The organism is Ruegeria lacuscaerulensis, from assembly GCF_013033355.1.
Taxonomy (GTDB): domain Bacteria; phylum Pseudomonadota; class Alphaproteobacteria; order Rhodobacterales; family Rhodobacteraceae; genus Ruegeria; species Ruegeria lacuscaerulensis_A.
On record NZ_WQDY01000003.1, the window covers coordinates 462,821 to 488,830 of the forward strand.

The window sequence follows — 26,010 nt, forward strand, 5'->3', positions numbered from 1 at the left end:
TTTCTCTTGTCCGATCAGCCCGTTAGGTTTAGCGCATGTCGAGTGCATGGCTCAAACCCTATATGCCGCGAAGTCTTTATGCGCGAGCGGCCCTGATACTGGTTCTGCCAGTGATCGTGCTGTTGCTTGTTGTTGGCATCGCCTTTTTGCAGAAACACCTTGAAGACGTGACAGAGCAGATGACCCGCACGGCTTCCCGAGAGGTGATGCTTGTGCTTGCGACGATGCAGGATGCCGAGACCCAGCAGCAAGCCATGGCCGAGATTCGGCCTGATCTGAGCGCGCTTGAGATGAAGGTGCGTTTCCTTGGCATCAATGAACGCCCCGAAGTTGGTTATCGCCGATGGTACGATTTCATTGCGCCGCAGGTCGATTCCGATTTGCATGCCTTTCTACCCAATCTGGTGGCAATTGCGCTGCCCAGCGGGGATGAAGCGCGCCTATATTTGAATACAGATTTGGGATTGTTGCAGCTTACAATGGATCGGCGACGCTTGTCTCCGGCTGCTCCGCACCAGTTGATCGTGACGATGGTGTTTTTTGCGGTCATCATGACGTCGATATCGTTCTTGTATATGCGCAACCAACTGCGTCCGATTACACGGTTGGCTGATGCAGCGCAGGCGTTTGGCCGTGGCAGGGTAGTACCGTACGCGCCCGGAGGCGCAATTGAGGTCAGAGCTGCGGGAAACGCCTTTCTCGATATGCGCGCCCGAATCGAGCGGCAAATGGAACAGCGCACCATGATGTTGTCAGGTGTCAGCCACGATCTGCGCACTCCCTTGACCCGTCTGAAACTGGGGCTGTCGATGTTGCCCGAAGATGAATCCACGCCGTTGCAGAAAGACGTGGACGAAATGCAGCTGCTGCTGGACGCGTTTCTCGACTTTTCACGCGGTGCGGCGGAAGGCGCGCCCGAACAGGTGGATCCGTCTGAGCTGTTGAAACAGATCGTCAACGACGCCCAACGGGCCGGGCATACCGCTGAACTTGTCGCAACCGAAGGCTCGGGTGCCGCCATGTTGCGTCCAACGTCGATCCGCCGGGCTGTCGAGAATCTGATCGGAAATGCTGTTCGATACGGAAACCGAGCTGAGGTCAGCCTATCGCTTACCCCCAAAACGCTGCGTATCCGGGTCGAAGATGACGGGCCGGGCATTCCGCTAGAACAGCGCACCGAGGCCGTGAAACCGTTCTCGCGCCTGGACCCGGCGCGCAACCAGAATCAAGGCAGCGGTGTTGGCCTGGGGCTTGCAATTGTTGCGGATATTGCCCGCGCACACGGGGGTGTTTTGCGGCTTGGGAAAAGTGAACGCCTGGGTGGGCTCAGCGCGGATATCATCATAGGACGGTAAATTTGGTAGGCCCGGCAGGACTTGAACCCGCAACCAAAGCGTTATGAGCGCTCTGCTCTAACCAATTGAGCTACAGGCCCGTCTGAGCGCTTTGAGTATCACGGTGAACGCCCGCGTCAAGCCTGACCGTTGCAACATCTTCCACAATCGACTAACCCGCGCGGGAACCATTCATGAGGGGTTGGCCATGACAGCGGGCAAGAACGGAATCACCTATGCGGACGCGGGTGTTGATATTGATGCAGGCAACGCGCTGGTCCACCGGATTAAACCTGCGGCCAAGCGGACCAACCGCTCGGGCGTGATGAGCGGGCTGGGCGGGTTCGGCGCGCTGTTTGACCTTAAAGATGCCGGATATGTCGATCCGATCCTGGTGGGCGCGACTGATGGTGTGGGCACCAAGCTGCGCATCGCCATTGATACCGGCGTGGTTGATGGTGTGGGCATCGATCTGGTGGCCATGTGCGTCAACGACCTGATCTGTCAGGGGGCCGAGCCGCTGTTTTTCCTCGACTATTTCGCCACTGGCAAGCTGGACACCGACACGGCCGCTCGGATTATTGAAGGCATTGCTGAAGGTTGCGTGCAGTCTGGCTGCGCCCTGATCGGTGGTGAGACGGCGGAAATGCCCGGCATGTACCCCGATGGCGATTTTGATCTGGCCGGATTCTCGGTCGGCGCGATGGAGCGTGGCGCGCATCTGCCCGCAGGTGTGCAGCAGGGAGATGTGTTGCTGGGTCTGGCCTCGAACGGGGTGCATTCCAACGGCTACTCTCTGGTGCGCAAACTGGTCGAGATTTCTGGGCTGGGATGGGACGCCGAGTCGCCGTTCAGCGACGGTACGCTGGGTGAGGCACTGCTGACGCCCACGCGTCTTTATGTCAAGCAGGCGCTGCAAGCGATCCGGGCAGGGGGCGTTCACGCGCTGGCCCATATCACCGGCGGCGGTTTGACAGAAAACCTGCCGCGTGTCTTGCCCGAAGGGCTGGGTGCCGGGATCGACCTGAACGCCTGGGATTTGCCGCCCGTCTTCCGTTGGATGGCTGAAACCGGTGGGATTGCTGAGACTGAGATGTTGAAAACCTTCAACTGCGGTATCGGCATGATCGTAGTCTGCGCCGAAGACCGCGCCGATGAACTGGCCGATCTGCTGGTCGAAGCCGGGGAAACCGTATCGCGCATCGGCACAGTCACCGAGGCGGCCGGTGTGGCCTACACTGGCAAACTGCTGTGAGCCACAAGCGCGTTGCCATCCTGATCTCGGGCGGGGGGTCCAACATGGTGTCGCTGGTCGATTCCATGATCGGCGACCACCCCGCGCGACCCTGTCTGGTGCTGTCCAACGACGCTCAAGCCGGGGGGCTGGTCAAGGCGGCTGAGCGGGGCATCCCGACGGCTTCGGTCGATCACCGTCCGTTCAAAGGCGACCGCGCTGCGTTCGAGGCAGAGCTGCTGAAACCGCTTGAGGCTGCGCAGCCTGATATCGTCTGTCTGGCTGGGTTCATGCGCGTTCTGACCGGTGACTTTGTATCGCGCTTTCAGGGGCGGATGCTAAACATCCACCCTTCACTGTTGCCGAAATACAAGGGCCTGAACACGCATGCCCGCGCGATCGAGGCAGGCGATGAGGAACATGGATGTTCGGTTCACGAGGTAACGGCGGCATTGGATGACGGTCCGATCCTTGGCCAAGCCCGTTTGCAGATTGAGCCAAACGACACACCTATGACTTTGGCGGCACGGGTTCTGGTGTGGGAACATAAGCTTTATCCAGCCGTGCTGCGCCGCTTTAGCTCTGGCGACCACACACCCGTGTTGCTGCCCTGATCGCCGCAGAGTGATTTACACGCCAGTGTTATTCGGCCTATGGTTTGGGCTATCGCCCTGAACGGCACAAAAGCGACGGGCTACTACGAAAAACAAGAGCAAGAACACCACCGCGCATGAAGACCCTGACAACGACGCAAGAGCTGGCCGAATACTGTAAGGCCGCTGCAAGCTATGACTATGTGACAATCGATACCGAGTTCCTGCGCGAGCGGACGTATTATTCGAAACTCTGTCTGGTGCAATTGGCGGTGCCATCTTCGGACGAGAACAGCGCAGTGCTTGTTGATCCACTGTCTGAGGGATTGTCGCTTGAGCCTCTTTACGAACTGTTCAGAAACGAGGGTGTGGTAAAGGTTTTTCACGCGGCCCGCCAGGATCTTGAGATCTTTTGGGTTGAAGCAAATGTGTTCCCGACGCCCCTGTTTGATACCCAAGTTGCCGCGATGGTTTGCGGCTTCGGAGAGCAGGTCGGTTATGAAACGTTGGTGCGCAAGATTTGCAAGCAGGGTTTGGACAAGACCTCGCGCTTCACCGACTGGTCTCGCCGTCCGTTGTCGGACGCGCAAAAGACCTATGCCTTGGCCGATGTGACCCACCTGCGACAGATCTACGAACATCTGGCGAAAGAGTTGAAAAAAACGGAACGCAGCCATTGGGTTGCTGAAGAACTGCGCATACTGACCCACCCCGAAACCTATGATATCCGCCCGGCAGATGCGTGGAAACGGGTTAAGACACGAACGAACTCGGCCAAGTTTTTGGCTGTGGTACGTGAGTTGGCCCAGTTTCGTGAGGCCTATGCGCAAGAAAACAACGTACCCCGCAGCCGTGTGTTCAAGGACGACGCGCTGATCGAGTTGGCCTCGACCAAGCCGAAATCCCCGTCTGATCTTGGTGGCTCGCGTTTGTTGCTTCGCGAGGCGCGCAAAGGCGCGATTGCCGAAGGTATTTTGGCGGCCGTTAAAAAGGGTGTGAATTGCCCGCCTGACCAGATGCCGCGTGTTGATAACAGCCGCGACAAGCTAAAGGTCAACCCGGCATTGGCCGATCTGCTGCGGGTATTGCTAAAGTCCAAGACCGAAAGTTCGGGCGTGGCAGCAAAACTGATCGCCACCAGTTCGGAATTGGATCAGATCGCGGCGGGAGAGCGTGACCTGCCTGCGATGTCAGGTTGGCGGTTCGAAGTGTTTGGTGAAGACGCCCTTAAACTGTGCGAAGGTAAGATCGCCTTGGCAGCCAAGGGCCAGTCGGTCAAGGTTGTGTCGTTGTAGCCGACTTAGCGCCGCCGCGATTCCAGAGCATTTTCCTGACCGACTACGCGAACCAGACGGATGCCTTGCAGATCGTCTTGTGACACGTTGATTGCATCCAACACCTGACGTGAACGTTCAGAGCCTTGATTGGTTGCTGTGGCCGGATACGAAACGCGGAAGGTATATTCCAGTACGCCGTTCTTCTGGTTTTCTTCACTTTCAATACGAACGAGTCGGGCATCATAGGCGCCCTGACGTGCGGCGACGCCAGTGACCAGAATGATCGCCCCCCCGGGTGTTGGGTCGATCCTCAGCTCATCAACGCGCGCAATAGCAACGCTGTTGTCCACGGGGTCTGGCCGACTGAATAGGCCGGCGCCTTCACGCTGTTGGGGCACCAGTGCGTTTGGGTCATTGGCCAAAGTCTGTGTCGGTGCAGGCGCGGGTGTGCTGGACCCAAACCAGTTGGTCGGATTTACACGCGACTCGCGCCATCCGCTACAAGCCGACAGTGTTAGCGTGGCGACCAAAAGAACAGACAGTGTTTTTTGCATGGATTTAAAGCTCTGACCGGTATTTCCCGAACTGGCCTAACGCAAATTCCCTGCTTTGAAAACCCACGCTGGGGCTGGACAGGCAGGGGGCAGAGGCATAGGTCACGATTGTGACCGCAATGAAAGGACCGCAGGGATATGGCAACGCCTGCCTTTGAAGACATCGTCGAGGATTTCGAGTTTCTGGAAGACTGGGAAGACCGCTATCGCCATGTCATTGAGCAGGGCAAGGCTATGGAACCCCTTGAGGACGCGCTGAAAGTTCCCGCAACCAAGGTTCATGGCTGCGCCAGTCAGGTCTGGCTGCATCCGGTTATCGAAGCTGGAGTATTTAGGTTTGACGGAGACAGCGACGCGCTGATCGTGCGCGGCCTGATCGCGGTTTTGCGGGCTTTGTACAATGGCGTGCCAGTTGCCGAGGTTGCCAAGGTTGACGCCAGCGCAGAATTGGCGCGATTGGGCCTGAACGACCACCTCTCAGCGCAGCGGTCCAATGGTCTGCGGGCGATGATCGAGCGTATTCGCGAAGTTGCGCAAGAGAACGCGTGACGTAACTCAGCCGCGATTGGCCCAATCTGTTAACGTAGACTCGAGATCGCCATATCCGGTGAAACGCCTTTCGAACGCCAGGCCAAGGCGGTCGGCGCATTCCTGAGCGCGTTTCGTCAGCAACGGGTCGTCAGTCTGAGCCTGATAGACCAGTTTCGTGTAGTTGCCGAAATACATGTCGCGCAATTCAGGATGCCGGTCCAGGCCCAGCGGCTTCCAAACAAAGGCATCAAACTGGCGTGCCAGAAAATCGGTCAGGTAGAAGGCGGTGGTTTCATCCTCGCCGCGTGCGTCGAAAACATCATTGCCTTCAAAAAACGAATAGCAATGCGGGCCTTTGACCATCTCGACGCCCAATTCTGCACAAGCGTTTTGCAGCAGGCCGCCAGTACCGCAATCGGCATAGACCACATAGATCGTGTCGTACTGCGTGCGATGTTTGGTGATTGCATCCTGCACGGCCTGAGTAATCCGCTCGGGATGGACATGTAAGATGGCGGGCAAGCAGGTCAGGTCCATATGGTCCCAACCATTGCGGTTCTTCAGATCCAGAATCTCGCGTGCCAGCGCGCCGCAAGCCAACAACAGAATTCGCCCTTGCGCAGCGGACTCGTATCCGTCTGTCGTCAAGCTTGCATCGTCTGGCAGATTGTCCTGCGGCATGGCTTGGCTCCTGCGCCTAAGATGTAAACGAAAAGGGCCGCCCGTTGCCGGACGGCCCTGAATTCAGATGTCCGTCTGATCAGCCCGCCAGTTGGTTGTGCTTGCGCGACACGAAGTCTTTCGCGGTCTCAACGGCGACGGCAGCGTCGCGGCAATATGCGTCGGCACCAATGGCTTTTCCGAACTCTTCGTTCAGCGGAGCGCCACCGACCAGTACGATGTATTCTTCGCGCAAACCTTGCTCGACCAGAGTATCGATCACGACTTTCATGTACGGCATGGTGGTTGTCAGCAGGGCCGACATGCCCAGAATGTCGGGCTTTTCGGTTTCCAGTGCTTCCAGGTAGTTCTCGACCGGGTTGTTGATGCCGATATCGACGACCTCAAAACCAGCGCCTTCCATCATCATCGACACAAGGTTTTTGCCGATGTCGTGGATGTCGCCCTTGACGGTGCCGATCACCATCTTGCCAACGCGCGGTGCGCCGGTTTCGGCCAGCAGCGGCTTCAGGATGGACATGCCGCCCTTCATCGCGTTTGCGGCTAGCAGAACTTCGGGAACAAACAGGATGCCGTCGCGGAAGTCGTGGCCTACGATGGTCATACCGCCAACCAGCGCCTTGGTCAGAATGTCATAGGGGGTCCATCCGCGTTCCAGCAGGATGTTCACACCTTCTTCGATTTCTTCCTTCAAACCGTCGTAAAGATCGTCGAACATCTGTTCGACCAATTCCTCGTCATTCAGTTCGGACAGGACGATGTCTTCTTCATCGGACATTGGGTGTTTCCCTAGAGCTGTTCGGGCTTGGCGCCCATTGGTGGCATTTTTTTCGTTTTGGCCAAAACGTCGCATTTAGACTGTGACGATTGCGACCTTGGCGGTTCCGAGACCGACCTATACGTCAAAATATTGATCAACTCGACGTCATAATCTGCAAGATGATCCTGCATTCGGTTCAATTCCAGCATGTTTGGCCAAGCAATTTGAAATCAACACGTAAGACGAGGGGCGCTTGCCTGAACCGCGTATGGCGAGTATACCTGTAGAGGGAACATAAAGAGAACAAATATGACTGACGCGCAAATCCGGGGCCGAGGTGTCGCTACAAATGTTGCTGGTCGGTTCGAAGCGTTTACCACTGAACGCTGCGCGGATGGATGGCCCGAGGACGATGATCTACCGCCATTGCGCACCGAGTTGCGAGACGAGGTCGCGCGCAGCATCATAACCTACAACCGGTCGCCCGATTTGCCGTTTGACCGCTCGATCAACCCGTATCGAGGGTGCGAACACGGGTGTGTTTATTGCTTTGCGCGACCGTCCCATGCCTATCTCGGTCTGTCGCCGGGGCTGGATTTTGAAACACGCCTGATTGCCCGGCCCAACGCGGCCGAGGTGCTGCGGCGGGAACTGTCCTCGAAATCCTACAAGGTGGCCACAGTGGCGTTGGGCACCAATACTGACCCTTACCAACCAGTCGAAAAAACACGCTCTGTCACAAGGGATTGCCTGCAAGTCTTGAGCGATTTTCAGCACCCGGTCGGAATCGTCACCAAAGGTGCTTTGATCGAGCGTGATCTGGACATTTTGGCCCCCATGGCAGCCAAGGGGCTGGTACGGGTGGGGATTTCCCTGACAACTTTGGACGCCGGCCTGTCGCGCCGGATGGAGCCTCGTGCCCCTTCGCCCCGGCGGCGTCTGGCGATCATACGGCGGCTGACCGAGGCCGGGATACCGGTGCGGGTCATGACCTCGCCTCTGATCCCCGGCTTGACGGATCATGAGCTTGAGCAGCTGCTTGAGGCCGGGCGCGACGCAGGCGCCGATGCGGCCAGTTGGATCATGCTGCGCCTACCACGAGAAGTGTCCGAGCTGTGGCAGCGTTGGTTGGCAGATCTTGAACCGGCCCGGGCGGAGAAAGTCATGTCGAAACTGCGCGAGATGCATGGGGGCCGCGACTATGACCCGCGCTGGGGGCATCGGATGCGGGGTGAGGGCGAATATGCCGCGCTTATTGCGAAACGATTTACCGTGGCGGTCAAACGGTTGGGGCTGGCCACGCGCACCCCGGCGTTGCGTCTGGACCTGTTCACTAGGCCACCGCAGGCGGGCGACCAACTGGCTTTGTTCTAACGAAAAAAGCCCCGGAACCGGTCCGGGGCGTTCTGTAATCTGTAACCGCAATCAGCGGTTCTCGATATCCACATAGTCGCGAGTGGTCTCGCCCAGATACAGCTGGCGCGGACGGCCGATCTTGTTCTGGGGGTCGGCGATCATCTCTTTCCACTGGCTGACCCAGCCCACGGTGCGCGACAGGGCAAAGATCGGAGTGAACATCGAGGTCGGGAAGCCCATCGCCTCGAGGATGATACCCGAATAGAAGTCGACGTTCGGGAACAGCTTTTTCTCGGCGAAATACGGATCTTCCAGAGCCTGCTTTTCCAGCGCCTTGGCAACCTGCAGTTTTGGGTTGTCTTCGATGCCCAACAGATCCAGCACTTCGTCGGCGGACTGTTTCATCACTTTGGCGCGCGGGTCAAAGTTCTTGTAGACGCGGTGGCCAAAGCCCATCAGGCGGAACGGATCGTCCTTGTCCTTGGCGCGGGCGATGAATTCGGGGATGCGATCAACGCTGCCGATTTCTTCCAGCATCTCCAGACATGCTTGGTTTGCGCCACCGTGCGCCGGACCCCACAGGCAGGCGATGCCAGCCGCGATACAGGCAAACGGGTTGGCACCCGAGCTTGACGCCAGACGCACGGTCGAGGTCGAGGCGTTTTGCTCGTGATCTGCGTGCAGGGTAAAGATGCGGTCCATCGCACGGCTGAGGATCGGGTTGACCTCATATTCTTCGGCCGGAACGCTGAAGCACATGCGCAAGAAGTTCGATGCATAGTCCAGATCGTTGCGCGGATACACGAAGGGCTGGCCAGTGTGGTACTTATAGGCCCATGCCGCGATGGTTGGCATTTTTGCGATCAGACGGTGCGAAGCGACCTCACGCTGGCGCGGGTCTGCGATATCAGTTGAGTCGTGATAGAAGGCCGACATCGCGCCCACAACACCGACCATGATTGCCATCGGATGCGCGTCGCGGCGGAAGCCACGGTAGAAATACTGCATCTGCTCGTGCAGCATGGTGTGGCGCGTGATGGTGGTTTCGAACTTTTCCAAAACGGGCGCGCTCGGCAACTCTCCGTACAGCAGCAGGTAGCAAACCTCGAGGAAGTGAGATTTTCCGGCCAGCTGGTCGATCGGATATCCCCGGTGCAGCAGCTCGCCCTTTTCGCCGTCGATGTATGTGATGGTGCTGTCACAGCTGGCGGTCGACGTAAAGCCGGGGTCATACGTGAATACACCTGCCGTTCCGTAAAGCTTACGGATGTCGATCACGTCAGGCCCAGCGGTCGGTGAATGAATCGGCAGCTCATAAGTTTCGCCATTAAGTGACAGAGTGGCTGATTTGTTGCTGTCGGTCATAGTGTCCCTTCCTCAATCATGCGCAGTATGGATCGCTGTCCGATCCTGCGGGCAACGGATGCGCGCAATCGCGCAAACCGGGTGTTAGCGGAGCAGCGTTACCCAAATGTGAACCTTTTACTCAGGTCGCTGCGTCAGAAAGCCGTGCCAGGGTTTCATCCCGCCCAAGCACCAGCATCATGTCAAAAACCGAAGGTGTCACCGCGCGGCCTGCCAGTACGGCGCGCAACGGCCCCGCCAGCTTGCCGAACTTGATGCCTTGTGCTTCCGCAAAGGAATTCAAGGCGTCCTCCAGTTCGCTTCGCGTCCAGCTAACACTTTGCAACTGCGGCGTCAATTCATTCAGTATACCGTCGGATACTGAGGCAAGCGCCTTGGCCGCTTTCTCATCCGGTTGAATAGGGCGGGAAGTCAGTGCAAAATGTGCCTTTTCAAGCAGTTCGGGGAATGTGCGAGCCCGATCCTTGAGGCAATACATCGCACGTTCCAGATCACCGGATTGTGTTTCTGTCAGCGCAGGCAGGTCAGCCGCGGCCAGATACGCCTCGATTTCCTGCCGCAATGCGGCATCATCGGCGACGGCAATATGTTGACCGCACAAGTTTTCCAGTTTCTTCAGATCGAAACGGGCCGGGCTTTTGCCGATTCCGTCCAGATCGAACCATTCTTTCGCCTGCGCGTCGGTAAAGAATTCGTCGTCGCCGTGACTCCAGCCCAGACGCGCCAGATAGTTGCGCATCCCGGCCGCCGGATAACCCATAGCCTGGTATTCCTGCGCGCCCAACGCGCCGTGGCGTTTCGACAGTTTCTTGCCATCGGGCCCGTGAATGAGCGGGATATGAGCCCAGACGGGAACATCCCAGCCCATCGCCTGATAAATCATCATCTGGCGCGCTGCATTGTTCAGGTGGTCGTCGCCCCGGATCACATGGGTGACGCCCATATCGTGATCGTCTACCACAACGGCCAGCATATAGACCGGCGTCCCGTCCGAACGCAGCAGGACCATGTCGTCCAACTGCTCGTTGCGGATGGTCACGTCCCCCTGAACCTGATCGCGGATCACCGTCTCTCCGTCTTGCGGGGCCTTGATGCGGATCACGAAAGGCGCGTCGGGGTGGGTCGCTGCGTCAGCGTCGCGCCAAGGGCTACGGAACTGGGTCGATTTGCCCTCGGCCTTCGCTTGTTCACGGAAGGCGGCGATTTCTTCTTGCGTCGCAAAGCACTTGTACGCTTTGCCCTCGGCCAGCAGTTGATGGGCGACCTCAGCGTGACGGGCGGCGCCTTCGAACTGGCTGACGACATCGCCATCATGGTCAAGACCCAGCCACGCCATACCCTGCAGAATGGCTGCCGTCGCCTCGGGGGTAGAGCGTTCGCGGTCCGTATCCTCGATCCGCAGCAGGAACTTGCCACCGCGACCACGGGCATAGAGCCAGTTGAACAGCGCGGTGCGGGCGCCGCCGATATGCAGAAAACCGGTGGGCGAGGGGGCGAAACGGGTGACGACCTGATCGGACATTGTTTGGATTAACCTTTTGGTAACCGTGTCGGGCATAGTTTGACGCCTGTCTAACGAGGCTGAGAGACGGGAGCAACCATGCGTGTTCTGGCCCGGGTCGAGGCCGCTTTGCTGAACCAGACAGGTTACCTGTTTCAATGGTCTCCGGTCTGTCTGGCGATCGGAATCGGCCTGTACTTCGGTTTGCGGTCTGAGCCGGAATGGCAGGTCTATGCCGGCTTGTTCGTGGCGGGTATGGCAGCTTTGGCTGCTGCGCGCTGGATGCGGCCAGGCTGGGCGTCGTTGGCAATCGGGGGCGCGCTTGTTTGTGCGGGGTTTATCCTTGCAGGAGCCCGCGCCCATACGGTGGCAGAGCCGGTCTTGTCATGGCGTTACTACGGCCCGGTCGAGGGGCGGGTCGTTGCCATTGACCGCTCTGCGTCGGATGCGCTGCGGGTAACGCTGGATCGGGTGCGAGTAGGGGACGTACCACTAGATCGCAGACCGCAGCGCGTCCGGCTATCTTTGCATGGTAGTGATGCTTCGCTTGTGCCAGGACAGCGGATCATGACCACCGGTCACCTGTCTCCGCCACAAGGCCCGGTCGAGCCCGGCGGGTTTGATTTCCGGCGTCATGCTTGGTTTCAGGGTTTGGGTGCGGTCGGTTACACCCGCGTTCCTGTTCTCACGGTTTCGGGTCCGGATCCGGCCGGCGTCCGCATCACCGCGTTAAGGCTGGCATTGTCCGAACATGTGCGTGCCGTGTTGCCCGGAGAGATTGGAGGGTTCGCCGCCGCAGTAACGACAGGGGATAGAAGCGGAATGGGGCAACAAACGCTCGCGTCTTTGCGGGCGTCGAATTTGGCGCATTTATTGGCGATCTCCGGTCTGCACATGGGGCTACTGACCGGTTTTGTTTATCTACTGTGCCGAATTGCTTTATCGGCGTTTCCTGCCATCGCGCTTCGGGTCTCGGTCCGAAAGATCGCGGCGGTTGGTGCACTTATTGCCGCAACGCTGTATCTGCTGCTGTCTGGCGGAAACGTGGCAACCGAACGCGCCTTTGTCATGGCCACCGTGATGCTGGGTGCGATTCTAGTCGACCGGCGGGCCATCTCATTGCGCGCGGTTGCCGTGGCCGCGTTGATCGTTTTGATCCTGAGGCCGGAATCTCTCTTGAGCCCCGGTTTTCAGATGTCCTTCGCGGCAACCACGGCGCTTGTGGCGGTGTTTGGGGCGGTGCGAAATGTTGGCCCGGTTCCGGGGCCGAAATGGTTAAAGCCAGTGATTGGATTGTTGATGTCGTCTGCCATCGCAGGGCTTGCGACGGCACCGATCGGAGCTGCACATTTCAATACGATGTCCCATTATGGCTTGCTGGCTAACATGTTGTCAGTCCCTGTGATGGGGACCGTCGTTGTTCCAGCAGCCGTCGTTGCAGCCCTGTTGGCACCGTTTGGTCTGGACTGGGTCGCGCTCGCCGTTATGGGCCTTGGGTTAGAGTGGATATTGCTGGTTGCTGAGACCGTATCAAACCTGGAAGGAGCGCAAGGCTATATCGTCAGCCCGCCTTACTATGTATTGCCAATGTTCGCTTTGGGGGCGTTGTGGACGGTTTTGTGGCGTGGGTCCGCGAAATGGGTTGGTTTGGGACCATGTATCGCGGCTATGTTCATGTGGGGTCAGGGTGAACGTCCCGATGTCTTGGTCGCGGATTCAGGTGGATTGGTCGGGGTCTTGACGGACAAGGGGCGCGCCTTGAGCAAAGAGAAAGGCAGCGGGTTCATCGCCACAGTATGGTTGGAAAATGATGGCGATGGTGTGAACCAGAAGACAGCCGCCGACCGATGGCCCCCAGCTGACGACCTTGTCCAAAGATATGTGTGGAAGGGGCAGGAGGTGATCCACCTGACCGGAAAGCGATCTGCAGGTAGCTTTACCGAGTGCCACGAAGGCCAGATTGTTATCTCAGCTGTGCCAGTTGTACTAAGCGGGAATTGCGTATTGTTCGACCCGGATAAATTGATGGAGACCGGGAGTCTGGCTTTTCAGAACGGTAAAATAAAGACCAGCGCAGAGGTCATTGGTCGCAGATTGTGGTCCCCGAAGCAAGCCGAAGACCACCAGACACAAAAAGGTCAGTAGCTGCGGATCAGGCCGACCAATCGGCCTTGCACCTTGACCTTGTCTTCGGGCAAGACGCGGGTTTCATAAGCCGGGTTCGCGGCCTCAAGCGCAATGGCATGACCGCGGCGGAAATATCGCTTCAGTGTTGCTTCTTGATCTTCAACAAGTGCCACTACGATATCGCCGTTGTCTGCGACCGATGTCTCGCGGATCACCACAACGTCGCCGTCATTTATGCCTGCATCGATCATCGAGTCGCCTCGGACCTCAAGCGCGTAGTGCTCGCCCTTGCCGGAAACCATTGATCCCGGCACAGCGACGCGGTGCGAGACATGGCTGATCGCTTCTATCGGAACACCCGCCGCGATACGGCCCATGACTGGCAATTCCATGGCATCCACGGTAACGGGTTCGAAATTCGCCGGTCGCGGCCCTTCGGGCTTGTCGCCTTCGATCACACGCGGCTTAAAGGCGGCTGTGGGCTCGCCGCCAAGACTTTCGGGCAGTTTGACGATTTCGATCGCCCGCGCCCGGTGGGCAAGTCGGCGGATAAATCCGCGTTCTTCCAGCGCAGTGATCAGCCGGTGAATTCCGGACTTGGATCTGAGGTCCAGCGCGGCCTTCATTTCGTCGAAACTAGGGGGAACACCATCCGCTTGAACACGTTTGTGGATGAATTCCAACAAATCCAACTGCTTCTTGGTCAGCATTGCTCACACCTCGTCGGTCATGCGTTTTCTTTTGTTCTACGCATGTTCACGTTTTGTGTCAATGGATTTGAGCGTTTGCTAAATCGGTAGGTACAGGACCTCATCGCCAGCAGGCCGCGCCGGATCATTTGGCTGCCGTACCAACAAAGCATTGGCCTGCGCCAGGACGCTTAAAAGCGAGCTGTCCTGATCGTCGCAAGCCCTTATCCCGTCGTTATCAAGAATGGCGCGCAAATAGTGTTCGCGCGGACCATTCTGGCCGAGCGGGGCAACCAGTTTAGCCGTTTGGAACGGTGTCAAAGCCTCGGCCAGCCCCACCATGCGTCGCACCATTGGTACCAAAAAGAGATAGCCGCAAACCATTGCGCTGACAGGATTTCCCGGCAACCCAACCATTGCAGCCTTGCCAAGCCGCCCGGCCATCAGCGGCTTTCCGGGACGCATGCGTATCTTGTAAAATGACCGCTCCATCCCGAGATTTGCGGATACGTCCGACACCAGATCATAATCCCCGACCGAGGCTCCTCCGATCGTGACGACCAGATCGGCGCCTGTTGCCAGATCAAAGGCTGTTTCAAGCGAAGCGACTGTGTCGCGCGCGATCGGCAGAATGCGAACTTCCGCTCCAACATCCTCTAGTAACGCCTTGAGACCAAATGTGTTTGACGCGATGATCTGATCAGGGCCGGGCGTATCGCCCGGCATGACCAATTCGTCTCCGGTCGAGATCAGTGCAACGATCGGCTTGCGGGCGACGGGAACCTCGGGGATGTTCATTGCGGCCATAAGGGCCACATCCTCGGGGCGGATGCGACGAGGGGCAGAGATCGTTGTGCCGGATTTAAAATCAACACCCTTGGGTCGAATGTTGGTCTTGTCGCCGGGCATGTCCGTGATTGTAATCAGATCATCCCTGCGTTCAGTATCTTCTTGGATCACGACAAAATCCGCGCCGTCTGGCACGGGGGCTCCGGTGAAAATGCGAACTGCCTGACCAGCGCCAACTTGACCAGAATACCTGCGCCCAGCGGCGGCCTCGCCGATGACTTTGAACATTGCGTGCAGTTCGACTTGGGATGACTTGACCGCGTATCCATCCATCGAAGATGCCGCAAACGGAGGTTGATCGCGTTTGGCCGCAACGTCCTGCGCCAAAATCCGACCGGTCGCTTGCGAGAGTGAAACAGTTTCTGCAGGCAGCCGGTCAACCAGGCCAAACAAGAGGGCCCGAGCGTCTTCGACAGTTATCATTTCGCTTCGTAACGGCCTGATTTACCGCCATCTTTTAGCAAGACTTTTATGCCGCCGATCTCCATTGCTTTGTCGACAGCCTTGGTCATGTCGTAAATCGTCAGGGCTGCGGTCGAGGCCGCGGTCAGCGCCTCCATCTCTACACCTGTTTGACCCGAGGTCTTGACGGTCGCTTCAATCTGAACGCCCGGCAGATCCGGGTCCAACGTCAATTCGACAGCAACCTTAGTCACGGGCAAAGGATGACACAGCGGGATCAGGTCAGGGGTTTTTTTCGCGCCCATGATACCAGCAAGACGTGCAACGCCCAGCACATCACCCTTTTTCGCACGCCCTTCTGATATTAAATCAAAGGTTTCCTGCGCCATCATGATGTGCCCAGCCGCCACGGCAACCCGGTCTGTTACCGCCTTATCGGACACATCCACCATGTGGGCTTGGCCCTGTGCGTCAAAGTGAGTGAGCGACATTACATTACTCCGGGGATCAAAGGGTTAGCCAGCAAGTTTCGCGTCGCCGTAGTGACATTGTCCTGCCGCATCAGGCTTTCGCCGATCAGGAAGGACCGTGCGCCATAGCGGGCGATGTCGGCCAGGTCGGCTGGCGTGCTCAGACCGCTTTCGCAAACAATAGTCCGATCGCCGGGCACCAGTTTTGACAACCTGCGCGTTGTATCAAGAGTTGTCTCAAACGTCTTGAGATTACGATTATTTATCCCAATCAGGCTGCTTTTGAGCTTGGTTGCGCGTTCCAGTTCGGCCTCATCATGCACTTCGATCAGGACATCCATGCCCCACTCAAAGGCCGTTTGCTCCAACTCGGCGGCTTGTTCATCTTCGACCGAGGCCATGATGATCAGAATACAGTCGGCGCCCAAAGCGCGAGCTTCGACGACCTGATAAGGGTCGTACATGAAATCCTTACGCAGCGCAGGCAATGACGTCGCTGCGCGGGCCGCCGTCAGGTATTCTTTGGCCCCTTGAAAGCTGGGCGTGTCCGTCAAAACCGACAGGCAGGTTGCGCCGCCTTCTTCGTAGGCTTTTGCCAGTACCGGAGGGTCAAAATCCGGGCGGATCAAACCTTTTGAGGGGCTTGCTTTCTTCACCTCGGCGATCAGACCATAGCCGGATCGCGCGGCGGCGGTCAGTGCTGTTGCAAAACCGCGCACCTCAGACGCAGACTTGGCTTCATCCTCCAAATCTTCCAAAGACTTATTGGTCTTATCTAATGCGACTTCCTCAAGCTTGTATGCTTTGATCTTGTCCAGAACCGTCTCGGTCATGCGGCCTCCTGAGTGATGCGGGCCAGTACCGCGATTTTTTCTTTGGCAGCGCCGCTGTCGATGCTGTGCGCGGCCTTCTCGACCCCGTCCTTGAGGTCGCTTGCAGCGTCGGCCACCACCAGTGCAGCGGCAGAGTTCAAAAGGACTGCGTCCCGGTACGCGGACGGAGTGCCATCCAGCAGGGCGCGGAAGGCAACAGCGTTTTCTTCAGGTGTTCCGCCCAGAATGTCCTCGAACGGGTGCACTGGCAGGCCAGCATCTTCTGGATGCAATTCAACCTCACGCACACCGCCGTTTTCCCATGAAGCTACCCAGCTGACACCAGTGATGGTTAATTCGTCGGTGCCATCGGATCCGTGAACCAGCCATGCGTGTTCGGTACCAAGCAGGCCAAGCGTCTCGGCCATCGGGCGGATCAATTCGCGGCTGAACGCGCCCGTTAATTGCCGTTTCACTCCAGCCGGGTTTGTAAGTGGCCCTAGAATGTTAAAGATCGTACGTGTCCCAAGTTCCTGCCGTGTTGGCATCACGTGGGCAATGGCCGGATGGTGCATGGGGGCCATCATAAAGCCTATACCAGCCTCTTTCAGTGCTTTTTCAACGACTTCTGGTCCGACCATCACGTTGATACCCATCTGACCCAACGCATCGGCCGCACCGGATTTCGAACTGAGGTTCCGGTTCCCGTGTTTTGCAACTGTGACGCCAGCGCCCGCGACGACAAAGGCTGTTGCGGTAGAGATATTCAGCGTTCCCTTGCCATCGCCACCTGTGCCGACGATATCCATCGCGCCGTCCGGCGCATTGACCGCGTTGCATTTGGCCCGCATCACTGCCGCGGCCGCCGCATATTCGTCGACCGTCTCGCCTCGGGTTCGCATCGCCATCAGCAAACCGCCGATCTGACTGGGTGTGGCGGCGCCATCGAAGAGGATGCCAAAAGCCTGTTCGGCTTCGGCGCGCGTCAAAGGCCGATCAGCAGCAGTGCCGATCAGCGGTTTCAATACGTCGCTCATGCGGGGACTTTCATCTCGGACAGGAAGTTCTTGAGCAAGGCATGGCCGTGCTCGGATGCAATCGATTCTGGGTGGAACTGAACGCCGTGAATAGGGAGCTGCTTATGTTGCAGGCCCATGATCGTCCCATCTTCCAGCTCAGCTGTGATTTCCAGGCAATCGGGCAGGGTGGTTCGGTCGACCACCAGCGAATGGTACCGGGTTGCCTCGAAGGGGGAAGGCAGCCCGGCGAACAGACCTTTCCCAGTGTGATGCATGGTGCCCACCTTGCCGTGCACAATCTCATGGCACCGAATAACGTCACCGCCGAATGCTTGCCCGATGGTCTGATGCCCAAGGCAAACGCCCATCAAGGGGGTCTGGGTTTCAGCAGCTGCCTGTGTCAGCGCCAGGCAAATCCCGGCCTGATCCGGGTCGCATGGTCCGGGGCTAAGAAGGATTCCAGCCGGGTTCATGGCCATGGCCTCTTGCACATCCAGCGCGTCATTTCGCCGAATGACCATTTCGGCACCAAGTTCGCCTAAATAGTGTACCAGATTGTAGGTAAACGAGTCGTAGTTGTCGATCAGCAGCAGCATTTGGGCACTTGTCTCGGGTTGGGCATTTGGGACTGGCGATACAGCCCCGAGCCGCGATATAATGTCGGGACATACATGCTCAGGCTTGCGAGGCAGCGTCAAGAGGACATCCGGTTCCATGCGCGCTTGCGGGTGAGTGTCGCAGAAGACGACGCAGGCAATCGAAGCAGGAATTAGTCGAAAGGCAATTAGAATGGGCGGATTTCTAGGAGGGATGATCGCAGGTGCGGTCGTGATAATGCTGTTGGGAGCGGCGTTGTCTCTAACCACGCCCCTGTCGCGCAAACCCGTTGTTGCGGATGTTGCACCCGAACCTGCACCAAGCGAAGTACCCGAGGTCGAGGCAGACAAGCCCGAAGCCATTGCAGATGCCGATTTGGTCACTTTGCCCGCGGCAGAGCCTGAACCAACCGATCAACAAGCAGATACGCTGGCAGGGCTTTCCGAAATTGAAGAGGCTCCGGATGATCAGCCGCAGGTCAACGAATCCGCGCCTGTTGTCGAAGAGGCAGCCGTCGTCGAACCTGATGAGGTGGCAGTGACGAGTGAGGCACCTGTTCAGCCGCAAGCGCCTGCAGTTTTGCCAGATACACCTATTGCCGAAGGGCAGCCCGAATTGATTGAGGAGCCCCCAGCCCCTCCAGCCCCGGAAGTCGCTGCACTAGAAGTACCTGTCGAACAGCCCCAGCCTGAGTCTGTCGAGCCGGAACCAGACCAATCCCAGGCTGCCGAGTTGGAACCGGCCCCTGACTTTGAATCGGAAAGTACAGAAGCAGAGCCTTTGCCGGAAATTGCCGCGCTTGAGCCGAAGGAAGATTTGCCTGAAGAAAATCCCATCGCGGTTGAGGGTGATGAAACGGACCTCAACCGCTCTCTGCCGCGCATCGCAGCCGTTCCACAGATCGGTGGCGACCAAAACGGCGCGGGGGGATCAACGGTTGGTCGGCGCGTTGTCCCGCTGACCGAACGGGACAACGCTCTGGCTGATCAGGTCGGATCAGGTCAGACTGCGGTGCCGGGAAAACCGATCGAAGCCTATGCGGCCAAATTCGATAACCCCGACGCGAAACCGCTGATGTCAATTATCCTGATTGACGACGAAGGCGCTTATGGTGCCGAAGCGTTGCAGGATTTCCCGTATCCGATCAGCTTTGCCGTCAGCCCCTCCGACCCCGACGCTGCCGACAAGATGGCCAGACATCGCTCTGCAGGTTTCGAGGTTCTTGCGATGGCGGATCTTCCTAAAACCGCCAGTGCGCAGGATGCCGAAGTGTCAATGGCCGTATGGTTGCAGACCTTGCCAGAAACGGTCGGTATTCTCGAAGGGGTCGAGACAGGCATTCAGGGCAATCGCAAGCTGGCTGATCAGGTTGCCGCTATTGCTGCCGGGACAGGCCGTGGCTTGATCACCCAGGACAACGGCCTCAACACGGTTCAGAAGCTGGCTGCCCGCAATGGGACGCCGTCCAGCGTGATTTTCCGAGACATAGACGGCGCACGTCAGGACCCAAAGATCATGCGCCGCTTTCTGGATCAGGCCGCATTCCGGGCCGGGCAGGAGGGGACGGTTGTCATGCTGGGACGGTTGCGCCCTGACACCATCTCGGCCTTGCTTGTCTGGGCCCTTGAAGACCGCGGAGGGCGTGTGGCCATGGCACCGATTTCCGCTGTCATGAAACAAGCCGTCCAATAAGCCCGTATGGCTGGCCGGTTTGGCCAGCCGTTTGATTAGCTGTTACCCGGTCCCGTAAAGCGCGCAGCATCAGCAGCCGCGCGTCGGATGGCATTGGATTTGTGCACGGTCTCCATGAATTCCGCCTCGGGGTCGCTGTCATAGACAACACCGCCGCCGGCCTGAATATACAGCTTGTGATCTTTCACAATCGCTGTGCGCAGGGCGATACACATATCCATGTCTCCACCCGCGCTGAAATATCCGACCCCGCCGCCATAGACACCGCGCTTTTCCGGCTCCAATTCGTCAATGATCTCCATCGCGCGGACCTTGGGCGCGCCTGAAACCGTGCCTGCAGGCATCCCGGCAAAGAACGCATCCAGCGCGTCTTTATCTTCGGCCAGTTCACCGACCACGTTCGACACAATGTGCATCACGTGGCTGTAGCGTTCGATGATGAATTCTTCGGTGGGTCGCACGGTGCCAATCTTGGCCACGCGGCCCGTGTCATTGCGGCCCAGATCCAGCAACATGAGATGCTCGGCCAGTTCTTTCTTGTCGGCCAGCAGATCGGCCTCGTTCGCCTTGTCTTCCTCGGGGGTCGCGCCACGGGGACGGGTGCCTGCAATTGGGCGGATCGTGACCTCATTGCCAAAGACACGCACCAGAATCTCGGGGCTGGCGCCCACGACCTGAAAACCGCCAAAGTTGAAGTAGAACATGAAGGGCGACGGGTTCGTGCGGCGCAACGACCGATACAGTGCAAAAGGCGGCAGCGGAAAATCCTGCGTCCAACGTTGGGCCGGAACCACCTGAAAGATATCGCCTGCGCGGATATAGTCTTTGGCTTTCTCGACCGCTTCCATATAGCCCGACTTGGTGAAGTTCGAGACAGGCGCGGCCACTTCGGACGCGTCGCCCAGATCGCGGGTTTCAGCGGGCATGGCGCGTTCCAGATCGCGAACGGCATCCATCACGCGCTCGGCCGCTTGGGCATAAGCCGCTTTGGCGGACTGACCTTCACTGACCCATGCGGGGGAAACAACGGTCACCTCACCTTTGACGCCGTCCAGAACGGCCACGACCGAGGGACGCAACATCACCGCATCTGGTAGCCCCAGTGGGTCAGGGTTCACGTCTGGCAGATACTCGACCAGGCGCACCATGTCATAACCCAGATAACCAAACAGCCCGGCGGCAGCCTGAGGCAGATCATCGGGCAGAGCGATCCGACTTTCAGCCAGCAGTGCCCGCAAATTATCCATCGGGTTGCCATACTGAGGCTGGAACGCCTCGGGGTCGAAACGCGCCGACCGGTTTAGCTCGGACACGTCGCCCTGGCAGCGCCAGATCAGATCCGGTTTCATACCAATGATCGAATAGCGCCCGCGTACCTCTCCGCCGGTAACCGATTCCAGCATGAACGCGTCTTTTTGCGCGCCCGTCAGCTTGAGCATCAGGGAAACGGGCGTATCCAGATCAGCCGCAAGGCGCGTATAGACTACCTGATTTTCGCCAGCCTCGTAGGCGCGAGCGAAACTGTCAAACTCAGGGGTAAGGGCCATATCGGTCTCTTTTAATAGCTCGCCTGAACGGCATTCAGGGCACGCTGGTCCACGGTTGGTCGTGCACGAACCTGCGCATCGCGGACAAAAGCGTCGAAAATATTCTGTGCCAACGCCTGGTCCAACTGCGCAGCAAGGGCCTCTCGGGCTTGCCGCAGTTCGTCTGTTTCATCTGGCGGCAGCAGCTCTTCCAGACGGACGATCAGAGCAGTACCCTCACCGGAAACAACACGCAGTTCGCCGGGCTCCATTTCAAACACCTGAACCATGAAATCGGCAGGAACATCTTCAAGGAATGCTGTACGCGTCAGGGCGTTCTCGACCCGGAATGGCAAACCCGTTGCGGTGAAATCGCCATCGCCCTCAAGCTGCTCAAGGACAGTTGCGGCTTGCTCCTCCAGCGCCTTGTTCGTCTCGGCCTGAGTCCATGCGGCGATTACACGGTCGCGCGCGCTGTCCAGCGGTTCGGGGCGGCGAGGTAACACTTGGTTCAGGCGCATCGCAAAGATCGAGCCGTCTTCCAGGAACGCGACCTCGGGGAAATCGCCCTCGTTCACGGCTAGTGCAGCAGTGCGGAACCCATCATAGGCCGCAACCCCGTCCTCGCTTTGCGTGGTCCAGTCGATCTGACCCAATTCCATCTCTGTTTCGCCGACAAGCTCTTCAAGCGTGGCACCACCTGCCAGCAGGTCGTTGATGTCTTCGGCTTGCGCCTCAATCTGGCGACGCGCGCGATCTGCGGCCAGCTCTTCGCGCAGGGCTGGGGCGGCGTCTTCGAATGAGGTGTTGTTTTCAGCCAGCGATCCATTGATGCGGAACAGAGCCGGCCCCAGAGAGGACGGAAGCGGGCCAACCACGGCGTCCAGATCGGCAGCAAAGACGCCGTCAGCTGCGTCCCCCAGATCGTCGCGGGTGACGTCGCCTAAATCAACATCGCTCAGTTCAAGCTCGCGCTCACGCACCAATTGCTCGAAGGTTGTTCCACCAACCTCAAGCTGCGCTTTGGCCGCTTCGGCGGCGGCTTCATCCGCAAAGGGCAGGCGTTCGACAAGACGGCGTTCGGGCTGCAGGTATTCGCCAGCGCGCTGGTCATACAGACGGCGGACCGAGTCTTCGTCAACGTCTACATTGTCCAGCAACATCTCCGGAGAAAGGATCGCATATGTCAGCTTCTTGGTGCGGGGCAGGGTGAACAGATCCCCGTTTTCATCGTAATATGATTGAATATGCGCGTCTGTCGGCGCTGCAATCGGCGCTGCCAGTGCGTCCGGACCCAGCGTTGCCACTGTAAAGCTGCGCCGCGCGCCAACAAAGTTCATCATCGCATCCGTCAGGGTTTCGGGCATTTCGATACCCCCCATGACCGCGCCCTGAACGATGGTTCGAGCCGACTCTTTGCGCAGGTCGGATTCGAATTCGGCATCGGACATTCCTACCTGATCCAGTTGGAATTCATAGGCGTCGCGGTCAAAGTTCCCGTCGATCCCCTGAAAGGCCGGGATTGCGACAATTTCCTGTTGCAGGTTTGCGTCCCCGATCGAGATGCCCAGCAGCCCAACTTCATTGTCCAGCGACGCCAGCGCCGTCAGACGCGACAGTGCCAACTGATCCAACCCGAATTCATGTGCCTGCGCGATCTGCAGCGGCTGACCGGTCTGTTGTTCCACGGCGCGGATTTCGCGTTGCAGCTCGCGGACATATTCATCGACCGAGACGCTTTCGTTCCCGACCTGTGCGACTGTGCGCACTGTGCCGGACAAGCTGGTTGCGCCAAACCCTGCGAGCCCCAACATCAAAAGGCCCATGAGGATCCAGACAAAGGTCTTCGATAGCTTTTTTACGCCTGCGGCCATGGTGCCCTCTTGTTTTGTGGCAAAGGTCTGCCCTGTCGGTTGCGGCCCTGAATACGATGCGCGCCGCCGAGGGGCAAGCTCAGAAGGTCAACGCTTCGAGCCGGTCGAACAATTGCGCCAGTCCGGCGCGGTCCAGGTTGGCAAAAGCCACTCGGACTTGCTGCTTTCCAGCCGGGTCTGTGTCGGGCATGAACATCGTTCCCGGCAGCAACAGAATGCCTGCCTCGGAAACCAGTTTTTGCGCCAATACGTCCGAAGGCATGTCGAACGGGTGTTCGAGATAGGCAAAATACGCGCCCAGCCCCAGCAGGCGCCAGCCTTTTGAGGTCAGGCGCGGCAGCATCTCTTGGATAGCGACACGGCGATCAAGGATCTCATCCCGCTCGCCCGCAACCCACTGGGACAGGTTTTGCATCCCCCAGAGCGCCGCAAACTGCCCCATCTGGCCAGGGCAGATGGCGACTGTATCCAGAAACTTTTCGATTTCGGCCAAAAGGTCGGGGCTTGTCGCGATTGCACCGACGCGGTGGCCGGTCAGCCGATAGGCCTTGGAAAAGGAATACAGGTGAACCAGCGTTTGATCCCAGTCGGCCTGGCTGAACAGGCGATGCGGCGGACCGCTGCGGCTGTCGAAGTCGCGGTATGTTTCGTCGACCAGCAGCCGGATGCCGGTTTCGCGGGCGAGATCGTAAAAGGCTTGGACCAGATCGGATGGATATTCCACACCGCCGGGGTTGTTCGGAGTAACCAATGATATTGCGCGGGTTCGATCCGTGATCAGCGCCCGGGCGGCGTCGGGGTCAGGCAGAAGGTCGTCATTGGTTTGCAAGTCGACCGCCGTCACCCCGGCCATATCAAGCCACATTTTATGATTGAAATACCATGGGGTTGGCAGGATAACCTCATCCCCTTCATCAGTCAGCGCCGAGATCGCCGCGGCGAAAGCCTGATTGCACCCCGAGGTGATCGCCACCTGGGATGGTTGTACTTCGGCGTCATAGTGCTGGCTGATTTGTGTAGCCAGCGCCTCGCGCAGGTCAGGATTACCCAGAACGGGGCCATACAAATGCGCTGCATCTGTATTGACCGCGAAATCCGCCATTGCCTGACGCAAGGCCAGTGGCGGCGGGTCAACAGGGGCCGCTTGGCTGACATTGATCAGGGGGCGGTTTTCGGGGAAGTCCACGCCTTCAAGCCAGCGACGCGCCTCCATCACCGGAGGAGGAAAAGTGGCGCTGGTGCGGGTCTGTGTCATGGCGTGGCTGCTGTTTGCGAGGCGTTGCCTCGCATTCCCAAGTATTTTCGGCGGAAGAGGCTACGGATCAGTCCGTGCCGCGATAGGGCTCGACATATTGTAGGGCCATATCCCAAGGGAAGAAGATCCAGGTATCTTGGCTGACCTCGGTGATGAATGTATCCACCATCGGGCGGCCCTTGGGCTTAGCGTAAACGGTGGCAAAATGTGCGTTGGGGTACATCGCACGCACCAATTCCAGCGTTTTTCCACTGTCGACCAGATCGTCAACGATCAGCACGCCGGTACCATCGCCCATCAACTGAGCATCGGGGGCTTTCAAAACCTCCGCCTCGCCTTGTTCTTGGTGGTGGTAGGAGCGAACACTGATTGTATCGACGGTGCGTATATCAAGCTCTCGGCTGACGATCATAGCAGGCGCCATGCCGCCGCGAGTAATTGCGACCACAGCGCGCCACGCGCCGTCATCGGGGCCTTGCCCGTCCAGACGCCAGGCTAAAGCACGGGAATCACGGTGAATCTGATCCCAACTGATATGAAAGCCTTTTTCGTGGGGTAGGCGGTCTTTGGCGCTCATCGGTGTTAACCCTTCTCAACGTCTGGTGCATCGACGGCCTTCATACCGACAATATGATAACCCGAATCCACGTGCAGGTTTTCACCGGTCACGCCACTGCTGAGGTCAGACAACAGGTACAAGGCCGAATTGCCAACATCGTCGATGGAGACATTGCGACGCAGGGGCGAGTTATACTCGTTCCACTTCATGATATAGCGGAAATCGCCGATGCCGCTGGCGGCCAGCGTCTTGATCGGGCCGGCCGAGATTGCGTTGACGCGGATACCGTCTTTGCCCAGATCTTCGGCAAGGTACTTGACCGACGCTTCCAGTGCCGCCTTGGCCACACCCATGACGTTATAATGCGGCATGACCTGCTCGGCCCCGTAATACGTCAGCGTGATCGCGCTGCCGCCGTCGGTCATCATCTTCTCGGCGCGTTGCATCACCGCTGTGAAAGAATAGACCGAAACGTCCATGGTGAGTTTGAAGTTGGCACGAGACGTATCCACGTACCGACCGCGAAGCTCGTTCTTGTCCGAAAAGCCAATGGCGTGGACGACAAAGTCTAATTTGCCCCACTTTTCTTCAAGCGCCGCAAACAGCGCGTCAATCGACTCTTCGTCACTGACGTCGCAAGGCAGCACAATCTCACTACCAAGCTGAGCGGCCAGAGGGTCAACTCGTTTCTTCAGCGCGTCGCCCTGATATGAGAATGCAAGATCGGCCCCCGCGTCGGACAATGCGCGGGCAATCCCCCATGCGATTGATTTGTCATTGGCCAGTCCCATGATGAGGCCGCGCTTGCCGGCCATCAACTGATTTGACATGTTCGGTTCTCCGCCTGTCCTTCGCATTATGTCTGGATGGTTTATGCCATTGGATGGCCTGCATCAAGGCCGTGTGCTCTTGCTCGTGGCGGGTTCTGGCCGTAGTGTGGTTAGCAAGAGTTT

24 protein-coding genes and 1 tRNA gene are annotated in these 26,010 nt (G+C 58.3%); 8 read left to right on the forward strand and 17 right to left on the reverse strand.

Going from position 1 to position 26,010, the window contains the following annotated elements:
• The first annotated feature begins 35 nt into the window (after window positions 1-35).
• Complete coding sequence (locus tag GOW48_RS08415; RefSeq protein ID WP_170752904.1) at window positions 36-1,355, forward strand: ATP-binding protein; 1,320 nt, start codon at window positions 36-38, stop codon at window positions 1,353-1,355.
• Between the two features lie 3 nt (window positions 1,356-1,358).
• Here GOW48_RS08415 and GOW48_RS08420 read toward each other — a convergent pair.
• Window positions 1,359-1,435, reverse strand: a tRNA-Ile gene (locus GOW48_RS08420).
• A gap of 107 nt (window positions 1,436-1,542) precedes the next feature.
• On the opposite strand from GOW48_RS08420, the gene purM reads away from it, so the two are divergent.
• The 3 genes from purM (at window position 1,543) to rnd (ending at window position 4,456) form a co-directional block, all read left to right on the forward strand.
• Window positions 1,543-2,589 (forward strand): phosphoribosylformylglycinamidine cyclo-ligase, encoded by a 1,047-nt coding sequence (gene purM / locus GOW48_RS08425; protein WP_170753007.1) that lies wholly within the window; start codon window positions 1,543-1,545, stop codon window positions 2,587-2,589.
• Window positions 2,586-3,182, forward strand: a complete 597-nt coding sequence (purN, locus tag GOW48_RS08430) for a phosphoribosylglycinamide formyltransferase (RefSeq protein ID WP_170752906.1) — start codon at window positions 2,586-2,588, stop codon at window positions 3,180-3,182. Before purM ends, purN begins: the two co-directional genes overlap by 4 nt.
• A 116-nt stretch (window positions 3,183-3,298) precedes the next feature.
• Entirely contained in the window at window positions 3,299-4,456 is a 1,158-nt protein-coding gene (gene rnd, locus GOW48_RS08435) for a ribonuclease D (RefSeq protein WP_170752908.1), read from the forward strand.
• 5 nt (window positions 4,457-4,461) lie between these two features.
• On the opposite strand, the gene GOW48_RS08440 is transcribed toward rnd, so the two are convergent.
• Window positions 4,462-4,992, reverse strand: coding sequence for a hypothetical protein (locus GOW48_RS08440; RefSeq protein ID WP_170752910.1), 531 nt, complete (start codon window positions 4,990-4,992; stop codon window positions 4,462-4,464).
• 138 nt (window positions 4,993-5,130) lie between these two features.
• Here GOW48_RS08440 and GOW48_RS08445 point away from each other — a divergent pair, with 138 nt between their 5' ends.
• A complete protein-coding gene (locus GOW48_RS08445; RefSeq protein WP_170752912.1) occupies window positions 5,131-5,541 on the forward strand; it encodes a SufE family protein in 411 nt (136 codons plus the stop codon).
• Between the two features lie 6 nt (window positions 5,542-5,547).
• On the opposite strand, the gene GOW48_RS08450 is transcribed toward GOW48_RS08445, so the two are convergent.
• Window positions 5,548-6,204: a DUF1638 domain-containing protein gene (locus GOW48_RS08450; protein WP_170752914.1), complete on the reverse strand. Its 657-nt coding sequence runs from the start codon at window positions 6,202-6,204 to the stop codon at window positions 5,548-5,550.
• Between the two features lie 79 nt (window positions 6,205-6,283).
• Complete coding sequence (locus GOW48_RS08455) at window positions 6,284-6,982, reverse strand: corrinoid protein (RefSeq protein ID WP_170354299.1); 699 nt, start codon at window positions 6,980-6,982, stop codon at window positions 6,284-6,286.
• Between the two features lie 291 nt (window positions 6,983-7,273).
• Between GOW48_RS08455 and GOW48_RS08460 the strand changes: the two genes are divergently transcribed.
• Window positions 7,274-8,338 (forward strand): PA0069 family radical SAM protein, encoded by a 1,065-nt coding sequence (locus GOW48_RS08460; RefSeq protein ID WP_170752916.1) that lies wholly within the window; start codon window positions 7,274-7,276, stop codon window positions 8,336-8,338.
• A 51-nt stretch (window positions 8,339-8,389) separates the two neighbouring features.
• On the opposite strand, the gene gltA is transcribed toward GOW48_RS08460, so the two are convergent.
• A complete protein-coding gene (gene gltA / locus GOW48_RS08465) occupies window positions 8,390-9,685 on the reverse strand; it encodes a citrate synthase (RefSeq protein ID WP_170752918.1) in 1,296 nt (431 codons plus the stop codon).
• Window positions 9,686-9,806: 121 nt separating this feature from the next.
• Window positions 9,807-11,207, reverse strand: coding sequence for a glutamate--tRNA ligase (gltX, locus tag GOW48_RS08470; RefSeq protein ID WP_170753009.1), 1,401 nt, complete (start codon window positions 11,205-11,207; stop codon window positions 9,807-9,809).
• A 78-nt stretch (window positions 11,208-11,285) separates the two neighbouring features.
• On the opposite strand from gltX, the gene GOW48_RS08475 reads away from it, so the two are divergent.
• Window positions 11,286-13,331, forward strand: coding sequence for a ComEC/Rec2 family competence protein (locus tag GOW48_RS08475; protein WP_170752920.1), 2,046 nt, complete (start codon window positions 11,286-11,288; stop codon window positions 13,329-13,331).
• Here GOW48_RS08475 and lexA read toward each other — a convergent pair.
• The 6 genes from lexA to GOW48_RS08505 all read right to left on the reverse strand — a co-directional run bounded on the left by lexA (window position 13,325) and on the right by GOW48_RS08505 (window position 18,150).
• Window positions 13,325-14,023, reverse strand: a complete 699-nt coding sequence (gene lexA / locus GOW48_RS08480; RefSeq protein ID WP_170354295.1) for a transcriptional repressor LexA — start codon at window positions 14,021-14,023, stop codon at window positions 13,325-13,327. The two genes, GOW48_RS08475 and lexA, sit on opposite strands and share 7 nt — an antisense overlap.
• A 78-nt stretch (window positions 14,024-14,101) precedes the next feature.
• A complete protein-coding gene (locus tag GOW48_RS08485; RefSeq protein ID WP_170752922.1) occupies window positions 14,102-15,274 on the reverse strand; it encodes a molybdopterin molybdotransferase MoeA in 1,173 nt (390 codons plus the stop codon).
• A complete protein-coding gene (gene moaC, locus GOW48_RS08490; protein ID WP_170752924.1) occupies window positions 15,271-15,744 on the reverse strand; it encodes a cyclic pyranopterin monophosphate synthase MoaC in 474 nt (157 codons plus the stop codon). The genes GOW48_RS08485 and moaC overlap by 4 nt, the downstream gene beginning before the upstream one ends.
• Window positions 15,744-16,556 carry an indole-3-glycerol phosphate synthase TrpC gene (gene trpC / locus GOW48_RS08495; protein WP_170752926.1) on the reverse strand — a complete coding sequence of 271 codons (813 nt, stop codon included), beginning with the start codon at window positions 16,554-16,556 and terminating at the stop codon, window positions 15,744-15,746. The genes moaC and trpC overlap by 1 nt, the downstream gene beginning before the upstream one ends.
• Entirely contained in the window at window positions 16,553-17,572 is a 1,020-nt protein-coding gene (gene trpD, locus GOW48_RS08500; protein WP_170752928.1) for an anthranilate phosphoribosyltransferase, read from the reverse strand. The genes trpC and trpD overlap by 4 nt, the downstream gene beginning before the upstream one ends.
• The gene (locus GOW48_RS08505) at window positions 17,569-18,150 is read right to left on the reverse strand and encodes an anthranilate synthase component II (protein ID WP_170752930.1); all 582 of its coding nucleotides are present in this window, start codon (window positions 18,148-18,150) and stop codon (window positions 17,569-17,571) included. Before GOW48_RS08505 ends, trpD begins: the two co-directional genes overlap by 4 nt.
• Before the next feature lie 193 nt (window positions 18,151-18,343).
• Between GOW48_RS08505 and GOW48_RS08510 the strand changes: the two genes are divergently transcribed.
• The gene (locus tag GOW48_RS08510) at window positions 18,344-19,843 is read left to right on the forward strand and encodes a divergent polysaccharide deacetylase family protein (protein ID WP_170752932.1); all 1,500 of its coding nucleotides are present in this window, start codon (window positions 18,344-18,346) and stop codon (window positions 19,841-19,843) included.
• Window positions 19,844-19,878: 35 nt separating this feature from the next.
• On the opposite strand, the gene trpE is transcribed toward GOW48_RS08510, so the two are convergent.
• From trpE to fabI, 5 genes are all read right to left on the reverse strand, one after another.
• Window positions 19,879-21,390 carry an anthranilate synthase component I gene (gene trpE, locus GOW48_RS08515; RefSeq protein WP_170752934.1) on the reverse strand — a complete coding sequence of 504 codons (1,512 nt, stop codon included), beginning with the start codon at window positions 21,388-21,390 and terminating at the stop codon, window positions 19,879-19,881.
• Window positions 21,391-21,401: 11 nt separating this feature from the next.
• Entirely contained in the window at window positions 21,402-23,243 is a 1,842-nt protein-coding gene (locus tag GOW48_RS08520; RefSeq protein WP_170752936.1) for a peptidyl-prolyl cis-trans isomerase, read from the reverse strand.
• Window positions 23,244-23,322: 79 nt separating this feature from the next.
• Complete coding sequence (locus tag GOW48_RS08525; RefSeq protein ID WP_170752938.1) at window positions 23,323-24,498, reverse strand: aminotransferase; 1,176 nt, start codon at window positions 24,496-24,498, stop codon at window positions 23,323-23,325.
• A 67-nt stretch (window positions 24,499-24,565) separates the two neighbouring features.
• Complete coding sequence (gene gpt, locus GOW48_RS08530; RefSeq protein ID WP_170354285.1) at window positions 24,566-25,075, reverse strand: xanthine phosphoribosyltransferase; 510 nt, start codon at window positions 25,073-25,075, stop codon at window positions 24,566-24,568.
• Between the two features lie 5 nt (window positions 25,076-25,080).
• Window positions 25,081-25,887: an enoyl-ACP reductase FabI gene (fabI, locus tag GOW48_RS08535; RefSeq protein ID WP_170354284.1), complete on the reverse strand. Its 807-nt coding sequence runs from the start codon at window positions 25,885-25,887 to the stop codon at window positions 25,081-25,083.
• Between the last annotated feature and the right edge of the window lie 123 nt (window positions 25,888-26,010).